Below are 17,147 nucleotides of genomic sequence, written 5' to 3' on the forward strand. Positions count from 1 at the left end.
AGGTTATTCGGGTTTGAACCCTGGCAAGCCTTGCGATGAACGCCATTCTTTTATGGTTCGGGTTATTCCTTCCGCTGAGTCATCGGCCTCGGGCAGCGGACGATAGATCAGGTTCATCTTCTCCGGATGCCCGACGATCTTGTTGAAGTGGCGAACCAGCAAGTCGGCGCGGGTATCAGAAGGCGCCTGGTCCTCTTTGAATATTTCTTCCAGAAAACTAACGAACTCGCGCTCCGTGTATTCAGAAATGTTGTTTTTGATAAAGGGATCCTTCATTTTCTTTCCTTAATTCTGATGTACGTCAATGTGGTTTCGAGGTGTGTTAACTCGCATGTTATCGACGTCGTAAACCGGACCACCCTCTGAAATCAGCTCCACGTGATGTATCTCATGCGAGATCCTTGAGCCTGCCACATCCGAAATATCGACACGCGGGGCTTTTCCTGCTCGCATACGATCCAGATCCCTGCGCGAAAACTGGGAACTCAATTCCGGCCTTTTCGATACGGCGGTCCAGAACGCTCGTCGGAATGTATCGAAGCTGGAGAAACGACGTCCTCTTAATTGACTGGCCATATTGGTTGGAATTGGCGCTCCGAGTCCGGAACGGGCAGTGTCGAGCCATCGTCCCTCCACATCCTCACCCACCCCCGTCACAATCCCCGGCTCATACCGCGTGCTGAGCACCACATAAATCGGTGCCAGCCCCGCATTCGCCGGAAACCAGACGATTGCGTCGTGATAATCCGGCGGATGCTGCGGATTGACGAGGATGCGGTCAGTCTTCTCGCCCGGCGGATACACCCAGATCGTCGGCAGCGGCGGGGCGCCTTCGAGGGCCGGGATGGAGGGGGCGTCATCGGGGTTGGCGGCGGGTGTCCAGGTCAGCCCGATGCCGTGGCCGAGGTCGGCGACGAAGTGTTCGCCTTCTTGCCGGGCTTTGATGACCGGGACGAACTCCCAGTCCTTCTTGCCACCCGTGTAGAAGCCGTAGGCACTGATGGAGCCGTCGGGCAGTGTCTTGGCATTGAAGCGCACGCGGGTACGGCCGCTGGTGAGCTGCGCGTATTGTTCGTTGGTGTAGAAAGCGCTGTCGGACGAGATATCGGTGTTGGGGATCAATAATGCCAGGGTGCCGGCGGCACTGGCGCCGCTCAGCAGGCTGAGCCCGAGCGAACCACCGAGCCGTTGCCCCAGCGCCCGACCGGTGCCGGAGCCCGCCACCCACTTCAACGGAACGCCTTCAGCGCTGATTGGCACCTGGCTGCCGAGGACGGCCCACTGACCATACTCGGCCAACCGTTCGGTCGGGATGAAACCGGCCGGATTGTTGTGATCGATCACGCCGTCCGAAAGGTTGCAGCTTTTGGCGAACACACAACCCCGACCGGGCGCTTGCGGACGCTGCTCGATCTGGCGCAAGTACCGCTCTTCATGTGCCTGCTGGCGAGCGATGATTGCGTCGTAGGTCGCTTCGCGGGCTTTGAATTCGGTGAACTCGGTCGATGTCATGTCCCGTGGGACAAGCCTGCCGTGTCCGGCGCCGCCATTGCCGCCCCGGTATTCCCAGACCTGGGGAATGTCCTTGTCCCGCGCCATGGTTGTTTATCTGTAGGTAACGGAAGAAGCCCGCAACCTAACTGGGACGCCCCCTACCTGGCGTTAGGACCTTTCCTAAAAGATGCGCGGAAATTTCCTGTTTCGGAGTTTTGCGGCCATGATCCGAAGACCCACTCGATTTTCGTAATGAAGCTTTTATGACAAAAGTTCGGTAGCACATCGCCAGTCCGGTCATGCCTATGTAACGCGCTTGAGGGGCCCTGAGGGGCGCTTTTCACAAGCCGAGGCGGGACGCCGGGAGTGAGGCAATGGGGACTATGGAACGCTACTCGAAAGTGGGCATGCAGGAACTCGATCAACGCCTGTCGAAGATCGTCGAGGCCGCGCGCAAGAAGCCGGTTTCGGTGTATCGCTACGGCGCGCCGTGGGTCTGGATCGTGTCGCAGGATGACTGGCAGGGCGCCTTGAAAGAGGTCTCGAGCTACATTCCGCCGGGGCATTCGCTGGTGCTGCTGCGCCCGCAGATCGACGATTTGCTCGACGCTCACCGCGACCTCCTGCACGACCTCAATGCCCAACCCGGCATGCTGATCGCCCCGCAGACGGTCATGCACATCCTGCTCCTGCAACTGCTGTATTCGGTGCCCAGCGAGCAGCAGCTCTACGAACAGCTCAATTACAACCTGCTGTTCCGCTGGTTCGTCGGCCTGGGCCTGAACCAGAAAGTCTGGAGCTTCAACGTCCTCAGTCGCGACATCGCCACGCTGCTCAACGAGCCGCGTGCGGTGCAGCTCATCCAGAAAATCATCGGTGAAGTGTTCTGCGGCGCGCTGCTGCAAATGCCCGAGTTCTCGCTGAACTTCGCGCTGCTGCACACCTGGCTGGGCAAGCACGCCGCGGTCCCGCACGTCAGCAATTAACAACGCCAGTCATTGACGCACACGCAAGGCGCAAAAGCGCCAACAGGTCATCGCGAATTTCAGGGGGTAGTGTGGAGCAGATTTTCACGTCACGGCTGGCGCTGTGGGGCTGGCTGCTGGTGACGGCCGGCGCGCAGCCGGCGTTCGCCGAAGAGGCCGAGAACGCAGCGGCGCAGCGTCTGGTGGACGTCAACGAATACTTCGTGCGCGGCAACACCGTGCTCGATGCGCGGGCGATCGAAGAAGCGGTGTACCCGTTCCTCGGCCCGCAAAAAGCCTTGAGCGACATCGAAGGCGCGCGGGATGCCCTGCAAAAGGCCTATCAGGAGCGCGGTTATCAATCGGTGTTCGTCGAACTGCCGGAGCAAGCGGTGGCCGACGGCATCGTCTACCTGCAAGTCAGCGAAACCAAGGTCGGCCGGGTGCGGGTGGTCGGCGCCAAACACTATTCGCCGCTGGATATTCGCGACAATGTCCCGGCGCTGAAGGAAGGCGAGGTGCCGGACTTCGCCAAGGTTCAGGGCGAACTGGCGCAACTCAACAAGACCCCGGGCCGCCAGGTGATGCCGCTGGTGCGCGAAGGCCAGCGCCCCGGCACCATGGATGTGGACTTGCAGGTCGAAGACCAGAACCCGTGGACCGCCAGCGTGGGGCTGAACAACGACTACAGCGCCGACACCGAAAAACTGCGCACCGTCACCAGGCTTGGTTACAACAACCTTTGGCAGTTGGGGCACAGCGTCAACCTGACGTTCTTCACCGCGCCGCAGGAGACTGACAACGCCAAGGTCTGGTCCGGCTCTTACACCGCGCCGCTGACCGAGCGCTGGAGCGTGCAGTTCTCCGGTTACCAGTCCGACAGCAACGTCGCCACCATCGGCGGCAGCAACGTGCTCGGCAAGGGCCATTCCTACGGCGTAGCGGCGATCTACACGATTCCGTCCAGCGGCAACTGGTCGAACTCGCTGTCGGCCGGCATCGACTTCAAGGACTTCGACGAACGCCTGACCCTGTCCGGCGAGAGCGACAAGGTGCCGCTCAAATACGCACCGTTCACCTTCGCCTACAACGGCTATCGCTACAGCGAAAAGAGCCAGCTCGGCCTTGGCTTGAGCCTGGTCGCGGCCACTCGCAGCATCTTTGGCTACGGCAGCTCCGACGAAGACTTCGACTACAAACGCTACCGCGCCAACCCGAGTTTCGCCGTGCTCAAGGGCGATACCAACTTCACCTGGACCTTCGACAGCGACTGGCAGAGCGCGAGTAAAGCCGCGTTCCAGCTGGCGTCGGGGCCGCTGGTTTCCAACGAACAATTCTCCGCCGGTGGCGCCACTTCGGTACGCGGTTATCTGGCTGCCGAACGCACCGCCGATGACGGTTTCCTGTTGAGCGAAGAGCTGCGCACACCGTCGCTGGCCAAGTACGTCGGCGGCTGGATGCAGGACTGGCGCTTCTACGCCTTCGCCGAAGGCGCGCAACTCTACCTGCGCGACGAACTGCCGGATCAGGACGCCAATTACGCCCTGGCCAGCGTCGGCCTCGGCACCCGCGCCAGCCTGAGCAAATGGCTGTCCGGCAGCCTCGACTGGGGCTACCCGCTACTCGAAGGGCCGAACACCTCGAAACAGGAATCGCGCCTGCACTTCAACCTTCAGGCCACTTTCTAACAGGAGCACTTTTCATGCAGCGCCTTTTCATTTCGTTGTTGATCTGCCTGGGCTTCGTGCTCCCGGCCACGGCTCAGGCCTGGTGGCAAGACGACTGGCATTACCGCAAACAGATCGCCGTCGACACCACGCCGCAAGGTGCCGCGATCAATCAGGCCCTCGGCCGCACCGCGCTGTTGGTGCGCCTGCACACCGGCAATTTCACCTTCGACGGCGTGAAGGAGGACGGCTCGGACCTGCGCTTCGTTGCCGCCGATGACAAGACCGTGCTCAACCACCAGATCGAAAGTTTCGACGCGCTGATGGGCATGGCGCTGATCTGGGTCGATGTGCCGAATGTCGAGGGCGGTCAGCGTCAGGACATCTGGATGTATTACGGCAATCAGAAAGCCCCGGCGACCGGCAACGGCCAATTGACGTTCGATCCGAATTACACCGCGCTCTATCACTTCGACGGCGCCACCGGCACTCCGGCGAAAGACACCACTGCTTACGGCAACACCGCGCAGAGCGCGACCGGCGCAAGCATTGACGGCGTAATAGGGCGGGCCTTGCAGTTCAGCGGCCAGCCGCTGCTGTTACCGGCCAGTCCGTCGTTGCAGCACAACGCTGGCAGCGCGTTCACCTTCAGTGCCTGGCTACGACTGGATCAGGCCAATGGCGAGCAACTGATCCTGGCCCGCCGCGAAGGTGCCAACAGCCTGCTGGTCGGTGTGAATCAGGGCGTGCCGTTCGTGGAAATCGATGGCCATCGCGCCGTGGCCACGCAGCCGCTGAATCCGGGTCAATGGCAGCACGTCGCACTGACCGCCGAAGGCGCAAAAGTGACGCTGTACATCAACGGTCGCGAAGGCGCGGCATTGGCTCAGGCGATGCCGGCGTTCAACTCGGTCATGGCCATTGGTGCTGATCTTTCCCCGAGCGCATACCAGCCGTTCGTGGGTGCCATCGATGAATTGCGCCTGTCGAAAGTCGCCCGTCCGGCGCCGCTGTTGCTGGCCGACGCCACTTCCCAGGGCGCCGAGTCGAAACTGGTGGCTTACGGCGTCGATGAAGAACAGTCCGGTTTCGGTTTCGGCAGCCTCGGCTTCCTGCTCAACGCGGTGCCGGTGGATGCCTGGGTGATCATCGCGGTGCTGGTGCTGATGATGTTCCAGTCGTGGATCATCATGCTGCGCAAGAACCGCACCCTGAGCCGCGTCACTGCTGCCAACGAAGACTTCCGCGTGCAATTCGCCAAGGTCGGCACCCGCCTGGAAATGTTCGCCGACGACACTCAACTCGCCCAGCGCCTGCAGCACTCGCCGCTGTGGCGTCTGTATCAAGTAGCGGTAAAAGAGATCCGCACCCGCCGCGAGCAGGGCGCCGATACCTCGTCGGTTTCCGCTGCAACCATCGAAGCCATCCGCTGCTCGATGGACGGCGTGCGCACCCGGGAAAACCAGCAACTGAGCTCGAAACTCTCGACTCTGTCCAACGCCATCGCCGGTGGCCCGTACATCGGCCTGCTCGGCACCGTGCTGGGGATCATGGTGGTGTTCCTCGGCACGGCCATGGCCGGCGACGTCAACATCAACGCCATCGCGCCGGGTATGGCCGCCGCCTTGCTGGCGACCGCCATGGGCCTGTTCGTCGCGATCCCGGCGCTGTTTGGCTACAACCGCCTGATTACCCGCAACAAGGAAGTCAGCGCCGACATGCGCGTGTTCGTCGACGAGTTCATCACCCGTCTGGCGGAGATGCACGGCGAAGGCCAGTCCAGTGAAGCGGCGCATCAGCGCGGTCATCACGCCAACCACTCCGTACCGGCCTGAGGAGCAAAGACATGGCGTCCGTAAATGCCTCCCACGACGATGACGAAGATGCCGCAGTGGACAGCATCAACATCACGCCACTGGTGGACGTGCTGATGGTGGTGCTGGTGATGTTCATCCTCACCGCCACCGCGCAGGTCTCCGGGATCCAGATCAACCTGCCCAAGGCCAGCGCCGCCGTGTCGCTGTCCGAGGCCAAGACCAAGGCGATTTCGGTCAACGACGGCGGCCAGGTGTTCCTCGACGCCTACCCGGTGACCTTGCCGGAGCTGGAAGAACGCCTGCGGATCGAGAAGGCGCAGAACCCGGACTTCCCGGTGATCGTGCGCGGCGACGCTACGGTGCAGTACCAGAAAGTCATCGAAGTGCTGGACCTGCTGCGCCGGCTCGAACTGTCCCAGGTCGGTCTCGTTACCGGCAAACCGACGCAGGGCTGAGTGATGACTGCACAACTGCCAATCGAGCCTTTGCCGGTGAAGAAGTCGCCACTGCGCTACGCGAAGTGGGGCGCCGGGCTGCTGCTGAGCGCCATTGCGGCGTTTCTGTTGTGGCAGTGGGCCAACGACATGAGCGGCATCCGCCGGGAAGCGCCGAAGGTGCCGACGATCATTCCGTTGCCGCCACCGCCACCACCGCCGCCGGAAAAACCGCCGGAGCCGGAAACCCCGGTGGAAGAAAAAATCGTCGAGCCCGAGCCAACGCCCGAACCGCAAGAGGTCAAGCCCGAGGAAGAGGCACCGCCATCGCCGGCGGACGACCTGGCCAACCCGATGCAAATGGACGGCGACGCCCAGAGCGGCAGCGACGCCTTCAACATCGGCGCGGGCAAGGGCGGCGGCATGGCCGGTTCCGGCGGCGGGCGACTGGGTAATGGCACCTACAGCCAGTTCCTGGCGTTCACTTTCCAGAAGCTGCTGCGCGAGAACCCCGACCTGCGCAACCTCGCGTTTTCGCTGCAGGCCGATGTGTGGCTGAGCAGCGTCGGCGAGATCACCCGGGTCGAGCTGATCAAGTCCAGCGGCAACCCCGAGATTGACAGTCAGGTGCTGGCCGCCTTGCGTAACGCGCCCCACCTGAGCGAACGGCCACCGGCCTCCATCACCTTGCCTGTGCGCATGTCCCTGCAAGGGCGACGTCCGGGTTAACCGAATTCATAAAGCTGTATGAAAAGGAGTTGTGTGCAGATGATTTCCAACGTGAATCGATTGTCCCTGGCGGTCGGCATGGTCATCGCGACCCTGGTCGGTCAGGCCGCGGCAGCGCCTGCGCCCTCGGAGAACGCCACGATCAATCTGATCCGCTTGCTGGTCGAGCAGGGCATTCTGAAACAGGACAAGGCCGACGCGCTGATCGCCCAGGCCCAGAACGAGGCGGCCCAGGCCAAACAGGCTGCGGCGTCCACCGCCGTGGCAGCCGGGCCGGTCGCAGCGCCTGGCGATGTGCGGGTGCAATACGTGCCGGCCGCAGTGCGCGACCAGATCCGCGATCAGGTCAAGGCCGAAGTCATGGCCACCGCCAAGCAGGAAAACTGGGCCGCGCCCAATACGTTCCCGGACTGGGCGTCGCGCATCAGCTTCGACGGCGACATTCGCCTGCGTGACGAATCGCGCTATTACTCGGGCAGCAACAGCAACGAAATCGTCGACTTCGCCAAGCTCAACAACAACGGCCCATACGACGTGAACCCCAACAGCAGCACCGCGTTACCGCCGTTGCTCAACACCCGCGAAGACCGCGAAAACCTGTTCCGCCTGCGCGCCCGGCTGGGCATGAAAGCGGAGATTTCGCCGGAATGGACCGCCGGCATCCGCATCGGCACCGGCTCGGACAACAACCCGGTGTCGACCACCCAGAACCTCGGCGGCGGCTTCTCGAAAAAGGACATCTGGCTCGATCAGGGTTACCTGACCTGGAAGCCGTCGGATGAGCTGACTCTGACCGGTGGCCGTTTCGCCAACCCGTTCATGTCCACCGACATGCTGTATTCCAACGACCTGAACTTCGACGGTGTGGCGGCGATTTTCGACCACAAGCTCAGCCGCGACTGGGGCGTGTTCGGCACCGTCGGCGCGTTCCCGGTGGACTACACCAACGACACCACCACCAGCAACGGCTTCGACAAGGAAGAAAGCGACAACAAATGGCTGTACGGCGCGCAGATCGGCGCCAAATGGGCGATCAACAGCAACAACCGCTTGAAAGGCGCGCTGGCCTACTACCGCTTCGACGACATCGAAGGCCAGCGCTCCAGCCCTTGCGAACCCTGGGCCGGAGCGCCGGGCTGCCACAGCGACGGCACCCGCGCAGCATTCATGCAGAAGGGCAACAGCGTGTTCCTGCTGCGTGACATCACGCCGAACCCGCTCAACCCGACCACCACGCCGCGACCGCAGTTCGTTGGCCTGGCGTCCGAATTCAACCTGCTGGACCTCAACGTGGTGTGGGACGCCGACCTGCCGGAAGACTTCAAACTGCGCAGCCAGGGCAACTACATCCACAACCTCGGCTACGACGAAGGCGACATGCGCAAGCGTTCGGCCGGACAACTGGTCAACAACCTCGACAGCAACGGCAACATCGAAAGCGGCGCCAATGCGTGGATGGTCCAGTTCACCCTCGGCAACGCGCTGGAGCTGAAGAAGCAGGGCGACTGGAACCTGTTCGCCGGCTACAAGTACATCCAGCCGGATGCCTTGCCGGACGGCTTCAACGATTCGTCGTTCCACCTCGGCGGCACCAACGCCAAGGGCTACTTCCTGGGCGGCAATTACGGCCTGGCGAAGAACGTCTACGCCACCGGCCGCTGGCTGAGTTCGGAGGCGGTGTATGGCGCGCCGTTCGACATCGACGTCATGCAGCTTGAGATCAACACGCGCTTCTAAAGCGCCGGGAGAGGGTTATGAAAATCCGCTGTTTATGGCTTGGGCTCGGCATGTTGATCGCCACCGGGGCGAGCGCCGAAGGCATGGAGGAACGCCTGCGCACCCAGTTGCGCAGCACCACCCAGCAGCTGCAAACCCTGCAAAGCCAGCAGGCCCAGGCCAGCGCCGCGCAACTGGCGGCGCAGAACGAAGCCAAGGCTGCGCAGGCGCAAATCAAGCAATTGACCGCCGAACTGGCCAAGGCCAAAGGCCTCGCCGAGCAACTGGCCGGGCAGCAGCAAGCCTTGCACAGCCAGGCCCAGGCGCAAGTCGCGGCCAGCAACGAGCAGACCGGCAAGTTCAAGAAAGCCTATGACGAGTTGTTGGTCATGGCCCGTGCCAAAGAGGCAGAACGGTCTAAGCTTCAAGCGCAATTGACTGAACGTGACACACAAGTGCAGCAATGTTCGGTCAAGAATCAGCAGATGTACGGCGTGGCCAAGCAGATTCTCACCGCCTACGAAAACATCGATGTGGCCGAGGTGATGAAGATCCGCCAGCCCTTCGCCGGCAGTGCCCGGGTCAAGTTCGATGAACTGGCTCAGGGCTTTGGCGACGAACTGTACAAGACTCAATTCGATGCGCCGCAAGCTGCGATTGCGCACTGATTAAAAGACTCATGGACAAGGAAGAAGTAATGACTCAATTGATCTCCCACGTATCCCCGCAATCCCTGACCGAAGTCCTGCAAGCCGCCGGTTACCGCGTCAACCAGACCGAACAGAACGGCATCGTCCAGTTGCTCAGCGCCAGCCAGGGCATCGGCTATGCCGTGCGTTTCGGCAACCCGGCGGTGGCGGAGCAGGGCAGCTACGTCGACTTCACCTTCAGCTGCGCCTTGCGCGTGCAGGGCGAGTTGCCGGCCGGTGTGGCGGAGCAGTGGAACGCGACCCGCCGCTTTGCCCGGTTGTCGCTGCAGGGTGAGTTTCTGGTGATGGAAATGGACGTAGTCGTAGCGGCGGGCGTCAGCAACGATCACCTGCGCGGCAACCTGGAACTGTGGGATCGCCTGTTGCAGGAGTTCATCGTTTACCTGCGTGATTTCACCCAGAACGCTGCTGCCGCCCAGGCTCCAAAAGTTGAGCAAGAGGAAGTCGCGCTGTGACAAAACCTGCCATGGTAATCAGCGCCGCTGCGGTGGCGCTGTTGGTGGTGGCCGTGGCGCTGGTGGTGCGGCCGGGCAATGACCCGGTCGCCGCCCAGCAACCGGCGCCGGTCATTGCGGCCAACAGCGGGCCTGCGGTGGCGCGGTTGGGCAATCAGCAGGTGTCGCCGGAGGAATTGCAGGCGCTGCTGGCCGCCGTACCGCCACAGACCCGCGAGCAACTGCGCGGCAATCGCGAGGCGCTGGAACGCTGGATTCGTTCACGCCTGGCCGAAAAAGCCGTGCTGGAACAGGCCGATGCCCAAGGCTGGGCGCAGCGTCCGGACGTGGTTCGGCAAACCCGCGCCGCCACCGAACAAATCGTGTTCCGCGACTATTTGCAGTCGGTGAGTAAAGTGCCGGTGGATTACCCGAGTGCTTCCGAGTTGCAGCAGGCGTATGACGCGGGCAAGGCCAATTGGCAGACGCCGGCGCTGTATCGGGTCAGCCAGATTTTCCTCGGAGTGAATGAGCCGCAGAACCTTGAGGCCGTGCGCAAGCAGGCGACGGAGTTGAGCAAGAAGGCCCAGGCAACTTCGGCGGACTTTGCAGCACTGGCGAAGGAGTTTTCTCAGGATCGCCTCACCGCTGAACGTGGTGGAGATACCGGCCTGCAACCGCTGCAGCAACTGGTGCCGGAAGTGCGTGGTGCGGTGGCGCGGCTCAAGGTTGGCGCGGTATCCGATCCCGTTCAAAGCAGCGCCGGTTTCCACGTGATCAAACTCACCGAACAACAACCGGCCCGCACCGCGACCCTCGACGAGTTGCGCGATCAACTGACCCAGGCCTTGCGGGCACAGCGTCAGGAACAGATCGCCCAGGCCTATCTGGACGGCATGCTCAACACCGCAACGCTGAGCATCGACGGGGCTGAGCTCAACAAGGTGCTGGAGGGAAAACTGTAATTCAGATCCACCGCAGCTCCCACAGGGAATGTGTGCAAAGGCAAACAACAAAGATCGACAGGGAGTCATCGATGTCATTCACCGAACCCGCAGCACGACCGAGCAGCGCCGATTTCCGCTGGCCCCGGGACAAGGACGAACCCTGGCTGGCGCAAGCCGCAACCCTGGACGGCGACGTCGCGCAATACTTTCTGGTCAGCGCCCGTTGCGGCTGCTTCATGCAGGCCGCCCGCAGCCTCAACGTGCGCTCGACCCTGCTGCGCAAGCAACTGGCGCAGCTCGAACAGCAACTGCAATGCGCGCTGTTCAGCTTTCAGGGCAGCGCCCTCAGCCTGACCCGCGAAGGCCAGCAATTGCAGGCGCAACTGATCGCTTTGGCCCACGAACGCAAGCTGCCGGTGATTGAGCAGCCCTTGATCAGGCTGGCCGTCGCCGAATCGATCCTGCATGACATCCTTGGCCGCGACCTCATCGCACTGCTGCGCCGCAACGCCAGCGTGCGCCTGGAAATCATCGCCCTCGACAGCGAACTGGCCCTGCGCGCGGTCAGCGCCGACATCGTGCTGTGGCTCGCCCACGGCGAAGCTCCGCACCCCGGCCCGACCTTCGCCACCAGCGAACCGCAACGCCTGGCGCAACTGGAATACCAGCCGCACATCGCCAAACGCTATTCACGCGTGACTGCACGACCGGAAAGCCCGGATGACCTCGCCGATTTCATGCTGGTGCAATGGCAGCACGACCGGCAGATCGACAGCTTTCGGCCGTGGAATGAACTGGTCGAACAGCGCCTGGCCGGCGTGGTGCAGATGCAGTCTTACGAGCTGATGCTGGAGATGATTCGTTGCAGCGCGTGTATTGGTTTGCTGCCGATGTACATGAGCCGGTTTGATCGCGGGTTGGTGGCGTTGCCGGGGTTGTTTGAGGAGGCGATGCGGTTGCAGGCTTGGTTGGCGGTGAACAGTGAATCGCAGGAGGTTGAAGAGGTGCGGACGTTGGTTGAGTTGATTCAACGCACTTTCAATGAGCGGCAGGAGTGGTTCGAGTAGGCGGACTTAGATCGTGTAGATCGTTCCCACGCTCCGCGTGGGAATGCAGCCCGGGACGCTCCGCGTCCCTTCCAGAGCCGAACGCAGAGCGTCCGTTGAAGCATTCCCACGCAGAGCGTGGGAACGATAAGGTTACAGAGGCGCCTCAGCCTTCAACTCCAGATAGACGGAGCTGCAACCGTTGGCGGTCAATCGAAAGGTGGCAGCTGTACGCGGGTTGACCGACCGGGAATCAAGGAACCCGGCATACCCGAAGGTATCCCACGCACAGCCACCGCGACACGTGGATTCAGAAAGGTATCTGAAACCGGTCTTGGGCACTGGCGCGCCTTGATTGAGTCGGACGGTCAAATCCGATCGCCGATTCATCAGCGACCCGGAAACGATAGAGCCGGCCCTCAAGGCGCACAAGCCGGCGGATTCTGGCGGATGCGTAGGCAATGGCGCAAGGTTGCGTGGCTTTGCGGACATAACATTCAAAACAATTCAACAAGTGCGCTGGCTTGAACTGAAATGACAAAACCCGCGCTCCCAGCTGAAGGAGAGCGCGGGTTTTTATGGTTGGGGCTGGTAAATAAATGCGTCCCCATTTTTATTAATCTTCAAACAAGAAATTATCGAAATAGATTGCGTCTGAGTAATTGCTGTGAATGTCCAAGCGATCAATTCCGGCGGTGCTGTACAGGTTCATTATATGTACGGGGCCTGCTGCATGACTTAGAAGCTGTTTGCTTTCAACTGTACTTCCGCTGGTGTAGCTAGTGACACTCGCGTTATTACTGGGGGATACATCGGTGTAGTGAAAGCTGACGTTTCTATATTTTGCTGGAAGGTCGATTTGAACGACTCTAATATTGTCGTTAAGTTTTAGTGTTTGAAACTCTACTCTTCCAGGGTAATGATTTGTGATTGCGGCGATCTGTAGCAATCCAGCGCCGGAGACGTGCGTGATTTTCATGGTGCCAATGTCGCGTGGTTGGCCTTGGGTGAAGGTGAAGGCAGGGAGAGAGTCGAAATTTTCTTGCACTGCCCGCTTGCTAATAACGAGATAGGAACGTGCAGGAAACTTCACTGCGTCCTGCTTATTCGCTTTCCCGTCATAGTTCAAACTGAAGCTTATCTTCAAGTCACTGCCATGCTTGAGTGCTTGCAACCAGGCAATCAGCTTAGGCTGTAAAGTCCGGGTCAGCGTTCCCATTCCCAGAGGCACACCCTCTATATCTTCATCGTCGTAGACGACCTGCTTGTCATTGGTGTCCGTCCCCTCATACCGCAAATGCCCGGTTTGCCCCGGCACCTGATGTGGCCAAGCCTCGAGTCGAAACTCGGATGTCGGTAACAATTTTGTAACGTCCAGTTCTGTGTCGTTGTCATCAATCCTCGGCACAGGCAACGCAGGGTCATAATCGGCAATTCTGTTCACCGAAGCATCCAGTACCTGCGAGTCGTACGGCTTGCCACCGCGCCGCAGTACATAACGGAGCTTCAACGATTTGCCCATGTTCGCCGCAAGAAATGCGCTGTCCAACGGAAAGTTGGCCCGGCTGGCTGTATTCAACGGTTTGAAATCGAATACCGGCGAACCAGCTCCCGACGCTCCTTCGGCAATCAGTTTTGCCTCATCGCCGGGACGGAAACCGAGCACTTCCACCTGGCCGTTTGCACCTTTCAGGTTAGCGGGATCCAACGGGTCCAGAACACCAGCCACCGATTTCTGAAACCGTGGTGGCAGCAGATTCGGTAACCCTTCACCCACCACACGGGCCGTCGCTGCTACCGATTGGCCGATAGACGTGCCATTGCGCAGCACTTTATACACGCTCTTCACTGTGCTACCGGCGATCACCTTGTCATTGTCTATCCACAGGATCACGACCTTTTTCTGCCCGAACTCATCGGCTTCCACGATTCCGTTCAACGGCACCACGAGGTCCGCTTTACCTTCAACACTTGCGGTATAGGTTCCATCGATGACATCCCCCGCAAGCAGGCGCGAGTCGTTGGTCAGTACAATCACTTGCAGCCGGTTTGTGCTCAGCAGTTCCAGGTCAATGATCTCGGACACATCGTCAGGATCGTTCGGTCGTTCACGGTAGATGACCCCTGGCAAGCGTTTGCCGTCTAGGTTCTCGTCGACGGTTTGCGAGGCTGACCACACGGCGTCGGGGTCGGGCGTATTGAGGAGTTGATCAGTCACGGTGTATGAAAAATCCAGCGTGCCGCTCGGCCTGATGGCTTTGTCGAGAAATGCGCGATTCACGGTAAAACACACGGTGGTCGGTGCCGGCGAGCCGGGGGCAGGTGGTTGCGGTGCCTCGTTGGCGCCCACTTTGAAAGTGACGATCTCGCCATTGCACTTTAGCGTGATCGTGTCGTAGGCCCGGCAATAGGGATAGGTGAAGCACACCTGTGCGCTGACAAAACCTGGCCCGACGCCGTTCTTGATTTCGTCAGGCAGCGTCATTCCGAGTTCGGAATGGCCCACGATATCAGGTCGGACGTCTTTCAAGCCGGGCCGGATCATGTTGAAGAGCGCTTCCAGCATCGGTGTGGAAGAGCCGACGTTCTGGCTGTTGCGAATTATGTCGTAGTACAGCTCGTTGACTCGGGCGTGATTCAGTCGGCCCACTGGAATACGCATTTCAATCGGGGCGTTCGGGTTGCCGACAGGTTTGCTGTCCAGAGGTGCCAAATCACCCTTGAGCATCAGTACGATGGTATCGGTCGGATCGACAGTGCCTGCCTGTGGCGGATCGATTCGAACTCTTGCGCCCAGACCGTCAGGCACCAGATTGTAAATGGCAAGCGGGATACCGATGTGCGCACCGATAACTGGAATAGTGGCGCCCTGCACGAAAGGAGGTGCAAGCGTCAAGATGGTGTTTTGCGTTGAGGTTGGCGTTGCCATAATCGATGCTCCGGAGCGAATTGGGGACGCAGGAGTCATCAAACTATGAGAAGGGAATTGCGTCACCTGTCAGATCTGACAGGTGAGCGTGGTTTCAAGACGAATGGTCATCGGTGAACGGTTTCCTGCACATGCCAAAACGGCCCCTTTAAGGGGCCGTTTCGGTTTCAACACTCAGGCACGGGGCTCAGCCGCCACCTCCAGATTATCCAGCGCACGATTCACCGCCAGTTCCCCCAGCATGATCAGTTGCGCAATGCCCAGCAGCACATGCCGATGCGAGCCGTCCACCAGCCCGGCGAAGTCGGTGGCCATGGTTTTGGCCGAGGTCAGGGTTTCGCAGGCGTCGGCCAGCAGTTCTTCGCTGTCGATGCCGGGGGCGATGAGGTAGCGGGTGTTGGGTTTGAGCAGCGGTTTTCTGGGGAGCAGGGGATTGAAGTAGTGATCGAGAGCGCGTTCGGCGGCTTCGTGGAAGGTCTTTGAGTCGAGGGATTCGTAGGGTGAGGTGGTGTCGGTTTCGGGTGGATTTGGCGTTGGTTTGATCATGGTAGTACTCCCTGATTGATGGAGCTGCCACGGTTCGCTGCGAAACGAATGGAGGTGGCAGCTGTACGCGGGTTCGCAGACCGGGAATCAAGGAACCCGGCATACCCGAAGGTATCCCGCGCACAACCGCCATTACGCGACCAGCAAAGAATGCTGAACGGAAACGACGCTCTGGGCGCCTTGATTGATCCGGGCTGCGAAACCCGATCGCTGATTCATCAGCGACCCGGAAACGATAGAGCCCGCCTCAAGGCGCACAAGCCGGCGGATTCTGGCGGATGCGTAGGCAATGGCGCAAGCCGTTGTGGCTTGCCGGACGTTTCGGTCAACGGCTTTAAACAGTCGTGGCGAATCCGTGAAGAAGCGGTTTACAGTGACCGGCCACGCACTGATCCAGGAGGGATCTTTCATGCCTGAGCACAACCCCGCCATTCACCTCGAACGCTTCAGCGAGTCCCACGTCGAAGGCGTCACCGCGCTTTACAACGACCCTGCCGTGACCCGGCAGGTGCTGCAGATGCCGTTTCAGTCTGCCGAAATCTTGCGCCAGCGGCTGATGCCGGAAAACGAACGGATGGTGAAACTGGTGGCGCTGCATCAAGGTGCGGTGATCGGGCATCTCGGGCTGGAGGCTTTTTCGCGAATTCGCCGCAGCCACGCCGGCAGTCTCGGCATGAGCGTCGCGGTGGCGTGGCAGGGCAAGGGTGTGGGCTCGAAGCTGTTGGCGGCAGCGCTGGACATCGCCGACAACTGGATGAACCTGCACCGGGTCGAGCTTTCGGTGTACGCCGACAACGAGGCGGCCATCGGCCTCTATCGCAAGTTCGGCTTCGAAACCGAAGGCCTGTTCCGCGATTACGCGGTGCGTGACGGGCAATGGGTCGACACTTTGAGCATGGCGCGCCTGCGCAAACGCTGACCTTTTGTCAGCCAATGGCTAACGAGGCGACCGTGCAGGCAAATGACTTGCACGGCCGTCACCGGCATCTGCCATGCTCGAAGTCCGCAGCATCGCTCCTTGAAGGAACACCGCAATGGACGACGTACAGCAACTGGGTGAAATGCTTCGCCACTATGCCGACAGCGAAGCGCACAAGAAGCAACTGTTCGAGACGCAATCGGCGACCTGGGCCACACGGATTACCGAGTTGTTCGGGCAGATTCAGCAATGGCTGGAACCGATGCAGGCGCCGGGGTTGCTGGAGGTCAGTCGCGAGGCTTATGTGGCGTTTGGGCCGAGCACTCCGGTTGAGACGTCAACCTTCAAGACTGAAAAACTGAGCATCGTGATTGCCGGCAAACCGGTGGAGTTCGTGCCGGATGTGATGGGCAGTGGCGGGCAGATTTCGCTGGCGGTGATGGGGCTGACGGCAGCGCGTTATGGGAGTGTTTCGTTGGTGGGGCTGCCGGGTGGGGAGTGGCAGTGGCGCAAGACCAATGGGTTGAAGGATCCGGACACTTTTGCCTTCGATGCGAATTTTCTCGCGCAGCAACTGCAGAGCCTCATCCCTCGCGACCGCACCTAAGATCAAAAGCCTACCCCCTCATCGGAACGCCGCCCGCCCAACCCTCTCCCCCAAGGGGGCGAGGGGGAAAGGGAGCAGATCTTCGTGGTTGTCAAAAACTCAGTTCACGGGGAAAGGGCAGTTCTTCGTTGTTGATATTGCATTCACCTTCGATTTTTCAGGTCGGCGTAACTCGAAAGTACAACCC

At 60.5% G+C, this 17,147-nt stretch carries 16 protein-coding genes; 12 read left to right on the top strand and 4 right to left on the bottom strand.

The features are described from left to right. Positions 1-3: 3 nt before the first annotated feature. Complete coding sequence (locus L6D74_RS22730; RefSeq protein ID WP_064596229.1) at positions 4-276, bottom strand: bacteriocin immunity protein; 273 nt, start codon at positions 274-276, stop codon at positions 4-6. Between the two features lie 9 nt (positions 277-285). After that, positions 286-1,599: an S-type pyocin domain-containing protein gene (locus L6D74_RS22735; protein ID WP_236190458.1), complete on the bottom strand. Its 1,314-nt coding sequence runs from the start codon at positions 1,597-1,599 to the stop codon at positions 286-288. 269 nt (positions 1,600-1,868) lie between these two features. On the opposite strand from L6D74_RS22735, the gene L6D74_RS22740 reads away from it, so the two are divergent. From L6D74_RS22740 to L6D74_RS22785, 10 genes are all read left to right on the top strand, one after another. After that, positions 1,869-2,480, top strand: coding sequence for a transposase (locus L6D74_RS22740; RefSeq protein ID WP_082934408.1), 612 nt, complete (start codon positions 1,869-1,871; stop codon positions 2,478-2,480). 71 nt (positions 2,481-2,551) lie between these two features. Continuing rightward, positions 2,552-4,147 carry a ShlB/FhaC/HecB family hemolysin secretion/activation protein gene (locus tag L6D74_RS22745; protein ID WP_236190459.1) on the top strand — a complete coding sequence of 532 codons (1,596 nt, stop codon included), beginning with the start codon at positions 2,552-2,554 and terminating at the stop codon, positions 4,145-4,147. A gap of 14 nt (positions 4,148-4,161) precedes the next feature. Then, complete coding sequence (locus tag L6D74_RS22750; RefSeq protein WP_236190461.1) at positions 4,162-5,961, top strand: DUF2341 domain-containing protein; 1,800 nt, start codon at positions 4,162-4,164, stop codon at positions 5,959-5,961. Between the two features lie 11 nt (positions 5,962-5,972). Beyond that, positions 5,973-6,398 (top strand): ExbD/TolR family protein, encoded by a 426-nt coding sequence (locus L6D74_RS22755; protein ID WP_007955109.1) that lies wholly within the window; start codon positions 5,973-5,975, stop codon positions 6,396-6,398. A gap of 3 nt (positions 6,399-6,401) precedes the next feature. Then, the gene (locus L6D74_RS22760; RefSeq protein WP_085646437.1) at positions 6,402-7,106 is read left to right on the top strand and encodes an energy transducer TonB family protein; all 705 of its coding nucleotides are present in this window, start codon (positions 6,402-6,404) and stop codon (positions 7,104-7,106) included. Positions 7,107-7,145: 39 nt separating this feature from the next. Beyond that, on the top strand, positions 7,146-8,843 hold the full coding sequence (locus L6D74_RS22765; protein WP_236190463.1) for a putative porin: 1,698 nt from the start codon (positions 7,146-7,148) through the stop codon (positions 8,841-8,843). A 17-nt stretch (positions 8,844-8,860) separates the two neighbouring features. Then, positions 8,861-9,490 carry a hypothetical protein gene (locus L6D74_RS22770; protein ID WP_011333921.1) on the top strand — a complete coding sequence of 210 codons (630 nt, stop codon included), beginning with the start codon at positions 8,861-8,863 and terminating at the stop codon, positions 9,488-9,490. Between the two features lie 29 nt (positions 9,491-9,519). After that, positions 9,520-9,987 carry a YbjN domain-containing protein gene (locus L6D74_RS22775; protein ID WP_236190465.1) on the top strand — a complete coding sequence of 156 codons (468 nt, stop codon included), beginning with the start codon at positions 9,520-9,522 and terminating at the stop codon, positions 9,985-9,987. Further along, on the top strand, positions 9,984-10,931 hold the full coding sequence (locus tag L6D74_RS22780; RefSeq protein ID WP_236190467.1) for a peptidylprolyl isomerase: 948 nt from the start codon (positions 9,984-9,986) through the stop codon (positions 10,929-10,931). Before L6D74_RS22775 ends, L6D74_RS22780 begins: the two co-directional genes overlap by 4 nt. 71 nt (positions 10,932-11,002) lie before the next feature. After that, complete coding sequence (locus L6D74_RS22785) at positions 11,003-11,980, top strand: LysR family transcriptional regulator (protein ID WP_236190469.1); 978 nt, start codon at positions 11,003-11,005, stop codon at positions 11,978-11,980. Positions 11,981-12,575: 595 nt separating this feature from the next. On the opposite strand, the gene L6D74_RS22790 is transcribed toward L6D74_RS22785, so the two are convergent. Further along, positions 12,576-14,888 carry a hypothetical protein gene (locus tag L6D74_RS22790; protein WP_236190471.1) on the bottom strand — a complete coding sequence of 771 codons (2,313 nt, stop codon included), beginning with the start codon at positions 14,886-14,888 and terminating at the stop codon, positions 12,576-12,578. A 174-nt stretch (positions 14,889-15,062) separates the two neighbouring features. Next, positions 15,063-15,434 (bottom strand): DUF6124 family protein, encoded by a 372-nt coding sequence (locus L6D74_RS22795; protein ID WP_236190472.1) that lies wholly within the window; start codon positions 15,432-15,434, stop codon positions 15,063-15,065. A gap of 409 nt (positions 15,435-15,843) precedes the next feature. On the opposite strand from L6D74_RS22795, the gene L6D74_RS22800 reads away from it, so the two are divergent. Both L6D74_RS22800 and L6D74_RS22805 read left to right on the top strand, forming a co-directional pair. Then, complete coding sequence (locus tag L6D74_RS22800; protein WP_236190474.1) at positions 15,844-16,353, top strand: GNAT family N-acetyltransferase; 510 nt, start codon at positions 15,844-15,846, stop codon at positions 16,351-16,353. Between the two features lie 115 nt (positions 16,354-16,468). Continuing rightward, complete coding sequence (locus L6D74_RS22805) at positions 16,469-16,960, top strand: hypothetical protein (protein WP_236190476.1); 492 nt, start codon at positions 16,469-16,471, stop codon at positions 16,958-16,960. Positions 16,961-17,147: the final 187 nt, after the last annotated feature.

Source organism: Pseudomonas pharyngis (genome assembly GCF_021602345.1).
GTDB lineage: Bacteria > Pseudomonadota > Gammaproteobacteria > Pseudomonadales > Pseudomonadaceae > Aquipseudomonas > Aquipseudomonas pharyngis.